We start from the raw sequence: 9,636 nt of genomic DNA on the forward strand, positions 1-9,636 counted from the left end.
ACGCGATCGCACTTCTAATTAGTAGCTGTTCTTGGTTACAAGGTTGGCAGATGGTTTCCCATTGGGAGCCGGAATTGGAAGACGCACCATTTTAAGTAAATCCCCACCGCATCCGTTAAATGCGGTGGGTTCAAACAAAAAATTAAGTTATTAAAATTATGACATTTACATCGGCAGTTTTGGGAACGGTTCAACATCCTACAAATATCCTGACTGAATACCTCAGTAGGTTTAGGGGAGTTAAGAAATTCAAGGCATATATCCTTTCCTACCTGGACGGGTGGATTCATACCAAAATACAAGCAGGAAAGCCACCTTGGGTCTACGTAGTCAATCAGGAGTTAGCCGAAGCTCTTGGCTGTTGCCGCGATACAGTGTTTCGCCACCTTAAAGACTTGTGTGAGATGGGCATACTTAAGAAAACCCCTTACAAGCGTTGGGCAACTGATAATATTTGGGCTTATACAATTGACTTTGAGCGGCTCAAGCGCGAATTATCATTCTTTGTCCCTGCCGAAAATCAGACAGCCGAGAGTCTGATAACTGGCAGTGGGGAGTCTGATTTCAGTCAGCCGAGTGCCGAAAATCAGACAGCATACAGAAGTCTTACTCTTAACTCTTCCTCAGCAACAACAGAACACAGCTTGCCTGTTGTTGCCGAAGAAAAAAAAGCGGAAATTTTGCGGGAGGCTGTGCCTGCCGCAAAGATTTCCAAGAAAGAACAGCCAACAGAGGAAGAGTTAAACGCGGCAAATCGCCAGATTTCTGCACTTACTACTAGCGTAAAAGTTACCTTGCAAGTTCGAGGCGCGATCGCACAGTATTGGGCTAATTTTCCGGCGGCGCTGGAGCGACTAAAAATTGCAGTAGAAGAAAACTGGAACTGTAAAAACCTGACTGGGGTGCTGGTTAAGGCTTTGAAAGAAGGTGTGCCGTCTGAGGATGCTGCGCCACCTTGTACGTTTTACGGTTGGGGTGAATGGGCGAACGAGGCAACTAAACGGCGACTGATGGAATATTCCGAGGCGCAGAATGGCGATATCATGGTGCATTTTGTGGGCGGCGTAAGTAGGTTGTGGAGCGAGATTAGGGGGTTGTCGTGGGTGGAGCTACAGACGCAGCTTCATCAAGAAATTACATAGCGATCGCAGTTTTGGTTTAAGTTTTGGGATTTCTAAAAATATAGATTGAGGATAAGTAGATGGCTAAGTATGGCAGATATCTAGACGCAGAAGATAGAAAAAAGAACGCAAGTAAGGAAGCAAACGGCGATATAGTGCTGGTGGGATTGCTGCTAGCTTTTCCTTTTTTAATGATGATGTCGCTTGCCCTTACTGGGGATTTAAAGAAGAGTACAAATACTGAGAGCGGGACTATTAACACTTGCGCCCAAGCACAAAGTCAGTGGGAAGCTGCCTTAGATGAGCGCGACGCTGTTACTCCCGCCGAGGCAGTAACGAGTAGTGGTAGAGCAAAATGGGAACAGTTACGCAGTAGAGCGAACCAGTTAGAGCAAGTCAAAAATAACATTTGCAACTAACCCAATCCGCTACTTTGAATATTCATCCGATTGATATCAGCCAAAATGCTCACCGCATCAGTTACAGGCTCAGGCGAGGATACGTACAGGCTGCGGGGGCTGTTAATGGCAGTAGCTAAAGTTTGGTTCAGTTTATCTAACCTATCTACTACATCTTTGTTTGCCATTTTTAACGAGTCGGTAAACTGAGCGCTAGTGCTTTCTTTAGGGGCATACTTTTGGTTGAGTTCTTCAAAGCTTTTGGCATCAGTCTTGTACATTTCTTGAAGCTGCTGCAAGCTATTTGCTTTTGGTTTATACATTTCCTGCAACTGCTGTAAGCTGTTAGCCTTGGGGGCATACTTCTGATTCAATCCCTCCAGTGTCCCATTTCTATCCTGCCCGAAAAACAGGGACATAGGTTTTTTCAGGTAGTTTTCCACCGATTCATTCAGGTCTAAACCTAGCTGGCGCTTAAGGAGATTTTCAACGCTTTCCCCTGGCTGCAAACCGGATAGAGCATTTAGTTCGGCTTCGGCGCTAGTACCTGCGTTACTAGAACCTGTGCTACTGGTTGTTGCTTTTTGGGTTGTAGCTTTTAGATTGAAGTATTCAGGCGGCAGCCCGACATTTTTGTTAGTCGGCAGTGGCGCAAACATATTGAGGCGTGATTGCTCGAATAGACTAAGCTTTTTAGGCTTTTTATCTGTACTTAGTTCTGGAGAATCTACTGGTTTTTCTACTGGTTGCACTGATGGCGCAATACTCTCAGTTGTTTTTGATTGAAGTGCAGCAGCTTTAGCAGCATTGGCTTGAGCAAGGGCGCTTTGCTGCTGAACGCTTAATGTTTTGGTTGCGTTAGCCGCCAGTTCGTCTTGAATAGATAAATTGTCCTTGGCGTTTTGCAACTGCTTGTCTGTTGAGGCAACAATCTTATCTTGCAAATCTAGTCTAGTTTGGGCAGCAGCGATCGCTTGATTGTCGCTGTTCCGTTGTGCCTTCTGCAATTCCCCTACCGCCTCAAGGCGAGCAATCAACGCACGACTTTGGGCGATTTCAGCTTCGCTGATTGCCATCTGTGCCGATATCTTCTGACGTTTGAGGTCAAGATCTAATAAATCCCGCGCCGTCTGCTGTTCTTGCTTTAATGCTTCGAGTTTGGCATTTTGCAGATTTACTGATAGCTGCTGCTTTTGGGTTTCGTCCCCTTGCTCTAGGGCGATTTCGGCATTGATTACTTTGGCATCGGCGATCGCTTTGTTGAGACTAGAGCGCGATTCTAGTAACTGCTTAGAGCGGTCAAGGGAGGAATTGAGCAAATCTAGGGCGGCTTTTTCATCTTCTAAACCTTGAACGGCTAGATCGCTCTGATTCTTTTGAGCATCTACGCGTTGCTCTATTGCCCTAATTGCGTCCTCTTGTACTTGACGCTGCTTTTGTAATTGTTGCTCTAGCCCTTCCTTAACTAGGCTTGTCAGGTTATTGTTTAGCTCAGTCCGCTTGGCAATATATTCTGCCTCAGTTTCAAAATTAGCCCGTGACAACTGACTAATTTCTTTCTGGGCTTGAACAATCTTTTTCCTAGTCGCTTCCGCAGCATTAAAAGCGATCGCCCGTTCTGATGCGCGATCGCTCTCTTCATTTCGTGGACTATCCAACTGGCGACGAATTACAGCAATATCAGCTTGCGATTGGTCTGATTGAATCAGTGCGATCGCTCGATTATTTGCCTCCTCAATCCTTCTGAGGTTCTGTTCCCTAAATTGCTGCTGCTTCTGCAATCTCAAGTCTAGAATTTGTCCTTCGGCTGTAGCTACTGATGCGATCGCATCGCGCTCCTTCTGTGCAGCTTCCTTAGCATTCAGCGTTCCTTCTGCCCGTAGTTTCTTAATGTCATCTAAGCGTTTACGGGCAATAGCTAATGTGCCAATGGCGGCGGCTATTTCAGCTTCAGTAGTGGCATTGGTTGCCCCATCAGGTGTAATAGTCCCAGCTAGTTGTTGTTGCTTAATACGATTGGCGGCATTTGTCCTAGCTGTATCGATACCCGATTGCTCCTTAGTCCTGATTTCCTCAATGTCTGCAATACGTTTCTGTTTTAAGGAATCGCGCTTGGCAATCTCAGCATCGAGCGATCGCACTATAGCATCTGACACCTGTTTGTTTAACTCAAGTTCGCGCGTGGCAATCTCTTCAGCGCTAACCTTGCCTGTTTTTTTAATCTTCCGAAATTCAACGAGGGCATCTTGGGCAATGGTTAAATCAGCCTTGGCAGCACTCACGCCAGCACTACTTATCTCAATAGCGCTCTGCTCATCGGTTATGGCTCCTGATAGCTGGCGGCGTTTGGTGCGTTCTATCCGTGCGGCTTCGGCTTTTTGTACTATTGCTGCTGCCTGGGCATTAGCTATTTGGAAATCCTTAAGAATGCGCCCTTCAGCCTGCTTTTTACCCTCAGTTATCTTATTTGCTGTTTGTAGGCGATTTTGAGCAAGTTCCATCTCCTTGCTTTCCACTTCCTTCTGATATTTATCAATAGTTTCTATTTGCTCTGCTGTCGGCGCAGGGACGGCTTGCAATTGTTTGATGGATTCCTTGCGAGCTTTGACGAAACCATCAAGCGATCGCCCCCTGATGCGCAAATCTGCCAACTCGGTATCAGTGTTTTCTCTTGCCGCTACATCAGGGGTAATAGTTCCTTTTGCCAAATCATTTGCAGTTTTAGTTAAGCGCTTGGTGGTATTTAGTCCGACCAGACCTAATGTCCGCTCTAATCGCGTATCGCTCTTGTCAATTTGGGCCGTGACTTCCGCAAACTGATTGCCAAGGGGTGATAAATCTATCCCTCCCATCTCTTTGAGTTTGGCGATCGCTTTATCGGTAATTGAAATTGCATTCAGTAACGGTTCTCTCAACCTCTGTTTTGCACCTTCATCCAAATCTGTGCGGTCGTTGATTATCTTTAAAGCTTCTTGGAAAACTTTGGCATTATCAAGCAAGCTATCTCGGTAATCGGCAATTGGTTTACTCAGTTCTTCTCTTTTTTTCAGCAAAGCCGATACCACTTCATCTAAATCTGTAACTTGGCGTTTTACCTCATCCGTATTAGCATCGGGACCGCTTAGTAATTCTTGCCTGCGTTTTTGGCTTCCTGCGATCGCTTCATCAAAGCGTTTGATTGCCGCTAAACTTTTGCCTGCTTCTGTTGTATCAAACCCGCTAAATATCTGCGCGGCTAAATTATTACCAGGTTGGATGATATTTTGAGCTTGTTTAATAATGTTGTCATTGAATTGTTTTTCCCCAATAGTTGTAGGATTTTTAAATTTGTCGTTAACTTGAGGAATTGAAAACAATGCTCCCAAGGGACCATACCTTAATAAGTTTTGTCCTATATTTTGTTTTTGATTGCGGTCGTTTCTAAACTGCTTAATAATGTCATCTGTTCTAATATTTTCTAACCCTACAGATTCACCCAGCCCAAGCGTTAGATCGAATCCTTTAGACTTAATTTCTGGCGGTTTTAAGTCGTCTAAATCCTTTTGAGTTTTTTTAACTGACTGACTAATACGTTCAAAGTTTGCAGTAACGCGATCGCCTAGTTCGTCAAACTTGCTCCCAAGTTCATTACTAAAATCAGCTTTAGAGAAAAACAACACAAAAGCAGCAGTAGCCCCAACTGCGGCAAGTTCCGAACGTGCAAGTCCTGCTGTAAGGGTAGAAAGCGTAGAACTAAATACTTTACCGCTACGCACTGAAGCAATGAATGACGTACTAAGTTCAGCTATCGTAGTACCTAATCTTGCTAAAACTAGGTTCAACCCTTGACGTAGTAAAACATAAGTTTGTGCCAAGATTAACGATAAAGACGTAAATTCTATAACTGTCCCTGATAAGAATTTACGCACAAAAGATAAACCTTCTCCTAATTTCCCAAAAGCGTTGGCAATGCCACCTATTACACCAGAGAGGGCTTCGTTTTCACCTAAAGAACTGAAAAAGTCACCAATTGCATTTTTTAGATCGTTAAATACTAAAATTAACCCTAAAACTGATTTATAACTTCCCTGCATCAGATTCTCCATTACAGAAGTCTGAGCGCCGAATATATCGTCTAGAAAATCAGCTAGTATCCCAACGGCAAATGGAGTTAGCGTTGCAAATAACCTGCCAAATAGTGGGGATAAAAAACCTGTTAGCTTACCAACCAATCCACTAGCTTCTAGTATTTGAGTTAAGCCCACAAAGAACTGCGCGGCAACGCCTGTTAGCACTACAGCCGAAGTGCTAAATACAGTTTTGGCATTATTGGCAAAGAAGTCGAGGACACCAGCAAAAGCATTTGTAACTACTGTAAGGGCAGGACCTAAAGAATTTGCAAACCCTTCTTGTAGCTTAAACATGGCATTCTCTACTTTAGTTAGCGAACTAAGAAAAGTATTGCTGGCTCCTTGGGCAGCATCCCCGTACTCTAGTTTTAGCTGTCGTCCAACTTTGGGCAGTACATCCTCGGCAAGCAACGAGCCGCTTTCTAGTAGCTTGTTAAATTCAGCTTCAGTTACACCCATTGCTCTTGCAAATATACCCACCGCCCCAGGCAATCGCTCGGCGATCTGCAACCTTACCTCTTCAGCACTCAATTTGCCTTTACTAAGTACCTGGGTAAAAGCAAACATAACTAGGTTCAAATCCTCGGCATTTAGCTGCAAGGCTTTAGCACCTGTAGCAATACCTGTAAACAATTCCTTGAGTGGTTCGCCCTCAAGCTTGGTTTTACGTGCTGCTGCTGCGAGTTTGGAGAACTGTTGCAAGGATGAAAGGACGGGAATGTTGAGATCGCTTGCTACTCCCCTTACAAACTGTTGTTGGGCTGCCCCTTGTTCTTTGCCACCACCAACAAACTCAAACCGCTTTTGCAATGGTTCAATTTGTTTTAAGGTATTGGCGATCGTACCCACCAAGGGACCAATTGCATTAGCTACAAGTCCTACTGTAGTAATTAGAGGTGTTAAGGCTGCAATTAAGGGAGCGCCTAGAGCCGCAGTTGTTGCACCAGGGGCGGTAAGCAACGCCCCGCTAGTTAGAAAGCCTGTTGCCTCAGACGTGAGGTTGCGTCTATTTTTGGGTGCAACGCCACTAAATACCGGACTTCTGTAAAATCTTGCTTCTAGTCCCCTAAAAAAGCGCTCCCAGTAATTGTTTGGGACAGGTGGCGCAGCAAGAGATGCGGATTGCCCTTTCACACTTGTATTTATCGATGGACGAGGCAAGGGCAAAGAGCGATCGCTCGGTCTATCCCTTCGCAAATTTATATCAAGGTTTGTAAAAGTCCGTAAAAGTTTCTTTTCTTCAAGCTCTCTATCTTTTATCGGGTCATTTAAACCAACAAACTTTTTGAATTTCGTCCCGAAACTTTGAAAAGAGTTTTTAAGCGACGTGCGGACGCTCCCGAATACTCCTTTGATGGCATCAACAGCGATCGCACCAACATCTGTTTCTAAAACATCGGCTGCTTTTTGCGCTCCAACCTTTCTTAGCAAGCGAGGAGTAAATTTAGCAGCAGCAAAGGCTGCGGCAATACCACCTGCGGCTAGTCCCAAAGTTGGGTCAAACGGCAATGCGCCTAATGCACCAAGTCCCGCGCCCCCACCTGTCGGGGCAGCAAAAGCCGAACCTCCTCCTAATAATGTCGCGCCCAATCCCCCAGCAGCAGCTTTAGCAATGCCTGGTAGTTTGCGATTAGATATACTTTTAGCCGCTGTCGCCTCAATGTTGCGCTGAGTCTCAGCTAATTTACTTTGAGTTGATTTAAGCTGCCCCAAACTTTGGCGGACAGCTTTGGGAATTTCAGGGTTAGCAATATCTAGGGCGATACGAGATTGAAGTTGAGTTATTTTATTGAGCAGGCTTTCAATTTTTTTAGTTGTTTGTGCTGACTCCGGCAGTGCTTGCAATTCTGCTAAATCTTTCTCTAGACGCGATCGCACTTTCTCAACTTGAGCTTTAGCTTGCTCTTTGGTAACTTTGGTAACATCACCTTTGAGGAAACCACGTTTTGCAGTCTGGGCGAGAGTATCTGCTTGGACTACATCAGAACTCTTTTCTTGAGGCGTTGCATTTGGGCTTGCCCTTACTGTTGAAACCGTAGCAGCTTTTTTAGCTACAATCGCTTGCCTTAATCCCTCAAACGTGGCAGCTAATTCTAGTGCTTCCTTGGCGGCTCCAAGTGCAGATGAGCCAAACTTATCGCCCCCAAGTCCGGCGCGACGCATAATGTCTGCGAACGTGCCTAGCTCAATTGCTATTGATTTTAGTTCTTTAGATAATCCACTATCAGGTGAGGAAGGTTTAGGGGATCGCGGTTTGGTAGTGGTTGCGCCTCCAGATTCATCGTCGTCCTTTTTAGTTCTTGGTTTGGGGATAGGTTTCAAACCCAGAGCTTTGCCTACTTCCTTGGCTGCATATCCCCCAGCCTGTCCGCCAACGCCTTTAAAAGAGACATCTAGGGTTTTTTGAAATGTGCGGATTGCACCGTTGGACAATTCCCTAGATAGATTCTGTCCGATACCCTCAAAGAAGCCACGAAATACACTTGTGAAAGGAGCCGCGATCGCACCTGCCGCATTTTTTAGGGAAGTATCGATTGCCTCGTTGATTTTGTCGGCAGCTTTACCAAATCCTGCTTCTATTTTTTCGCTTGCCTTGTCAGCACCGCGATTTGCTGCCTCTCCTTGCTTGGATTCACTTACAGCACTAACTTTTACTGCCGCATTGATTGCGGTTTGAATAGATAGGGAAAAGTCATTTTTAATCGCCTCAAATTGCTTTTTGAGAGATTCGGTATCAAGTTCTGGACATATCTCAATGGAAATGCAATCAACAAGCGATTTTGGTAGCTCTTTCAGCTTGCGCGATAATCCTTTGATGTCAGGACATATCTGTAGTTCCAGGCAACCATAGTCACCACTCTTCAAATCCTTAAGTTGCTTGTTTAGGGATTTGGCATCAAGTTTTAGGTCAAGGTTAAGTGGTGGAATTTCAAGGCTAGAGAGCGATCGCAGTTCCTTGTCAAAAGCTGTTCTTGAGAGGCGTAATTCCAATTCCACCGATCCGACACTAGCCATAAGTTACGCTCCCAATTAGCTGAAATTCCACATTAATCGCCCAATAAGCCTCATTTTTGGCATTGGCAACGAATATATCTCGCGCCGTCCCCGTATCAATATCAATTACCGATACTTGCCCCTCTACGCCGTCAATTAGTGCTAAGGGTGCGATCGCTTTATCTCCCTTAATCTGTGGAGCAATCAGCATCACTCCCTTCCGCATCCAAGCACGGCACTTGGGAACGTCATTGCCATTCTTGCTTTTTCGGATTCGGTCTATTGGGGCTAAAGCTACTGCCCAACTCGGCATCTTCTCGTCCTCTACCAAGGCAAAAAACGTATTAGATGCGATCGCACTTATTTTCTCTCTTTCGTCCACTTGAGGCGTAAAGTAGAAAAAGTCTGATGGCTTTGCAGGCTCCCCTTTCTTTGGATCGCGGTTGGCATTGACAAAGATAGACGACAGGGTAGATATACCCAGTTCGCCTAAGTGCAGTTCTTCGGTTCTGAGTTTGGCATTAGCTGCGATCGCATCCATGATTAACCAGCAGGGCTGGCTACCAAAGTTTTCTTCGTTGAATCTTTCCTCGTAGGGACAGAGTTTTCTAAGTCGCCAGTAGAGTTCTCCCCAGTCTGGCTCTCTATTGAAGGAGCCGTCTGCGATTTTCCCAAGTCTTCCTCGGTTAATGGCTGTGGGGGTTCATCGCTCCAGCCGGATGCTTCTTTTTGGGAAAACTCGTAGATGCGCGATCGCAATTTAGGCGATAGTTGTTCTGGATTATCTGTGTCTGACGCTTCCCAGTCGGGCAGCAAACGGAACTTAATTAATGCTGTCACTGTTGCCTGTTCGCGCTTTTCCCCCGAACGCTCCATCTTTTCTTGGAAGCTAATTAGTTCTTCCAAGTGTTCGCCCAATGCCTCGGTGTCTCTGTTGGTTAGTGCCGCGTAGGTTTCGCCTACTGATTTGCCGGAGCTTTGTGCGATCGCTTTGGCTAATTTCACCCCTTCAAG

The 9,636-nt window shown here is 45.4% G+C and carries 5 protein-coding genes; 2 read left to right on the forward strand and 3 right to left on the reverse strand.

What is annotated here, in order from left to right; all coding sequences use genetic code 11:
- Positions 1-158 precede the first annotated feature (158 nt).
- Together ACRC32_RS09265 and ACRC32_RS09270 are read left to right on the forward strand one after the other, a co-directional pair.
- A complete protein-coding gene (locus ACRC32_RS09265) occupies positions 159-1,142 on the forward strand; it encodes a hypothetical protein (protein WP_438553689.1) in 984 nt (327 codons plus the stop codon).
- Positions 1,143-1,201: 59 nt separating this feature from the next.
- A complete protein-coding gene (locus ACRC32_RS09270; protein ID WP_438553690.1) occupies positions 1,202-1,540 on the forward strand; it encodes a hypothetical protein in 339 nt (112 codons plus the stop codon).
- On the opposite strand, the gene ACRC32_RS09275 is transcribed toward ACRC32_RS09270, so the two are convergent.
- From ACRC32_RS09275 to ACRC32_RS09285, 3 genes are all read right to left on the reverse strand, one after another.
- A complete protein-coding gene (locus ACRC32_RS09275) occupies positions 1,537-8,643 on the reverse strand; it encodes a tape measure protein (protein ID WP_438553691.1) in 7,107 nt (2,368 codons plus the stop codon). The genes ACRC32_RS09270 and ACRC32_RS09275 overlap by 4 nt on opposite strands.
- Positions 8,636-9,163, reverse strand: coding sequence for a hypothetical protein (locus tag ACRC32_RS09280; protein WP_438553692.1), 528 nt, complete (start codon positions 9,161-9,163; stop codon positions 8,636-8,638). Before ACRC32_RS09280 ends, ACRC32_RS09275 begins: the two co-directional genes overlap by 8 nt.
- A gap of 2 nt (positions 9,164-9,165) precedes the next feature.
- Positions 9,166-9,636: hypothetical protein (locus tag ACRC32_RS09285; protein WP_438553693.1), on the reverse strand; the 471-nt coding region annotated here is incomplete at its 5' end.

The organism is Chroococcidiopsis sp., assembly GCF_051657925.1.
GTDB lineage: Bacteria > Cyanobacteriota > Cyanobacteriia > Cyanobacteriales > Chroococcidiopsidaceae > Chroococcidiopsis.

Coding starts and splice junctions, on each gene's coding strand:
- ACRC32_RS09265 (WP_438553689.1), top strand. CDS start 159: ATGACATTTACATCGGCAGTTTTGGGAACGGTTCAACATCCTACAAAT.
- ACRC32_RS09270 (WP_438553690.1), top strand. CDS start 1,202: ATGGCTAAGTATGGCAGATATCTAGACGCAGAAGATAGAAAAAAGAAC.
- ACRC32_RS09275 (WP_438553691.1), bottom strand. CDS start 8,643: ATGGCTAGTGTCGGATCGGTGGAATTGGAATTACGCCTCTCAAGAACA.
- ACRC32_RS09280 (WP_438553692.1), bottom strand. CDS start 9,163: ATGGATGCGATCGCAGCTAATGCCAAACTCAGAACCGAAGAACTGCAC.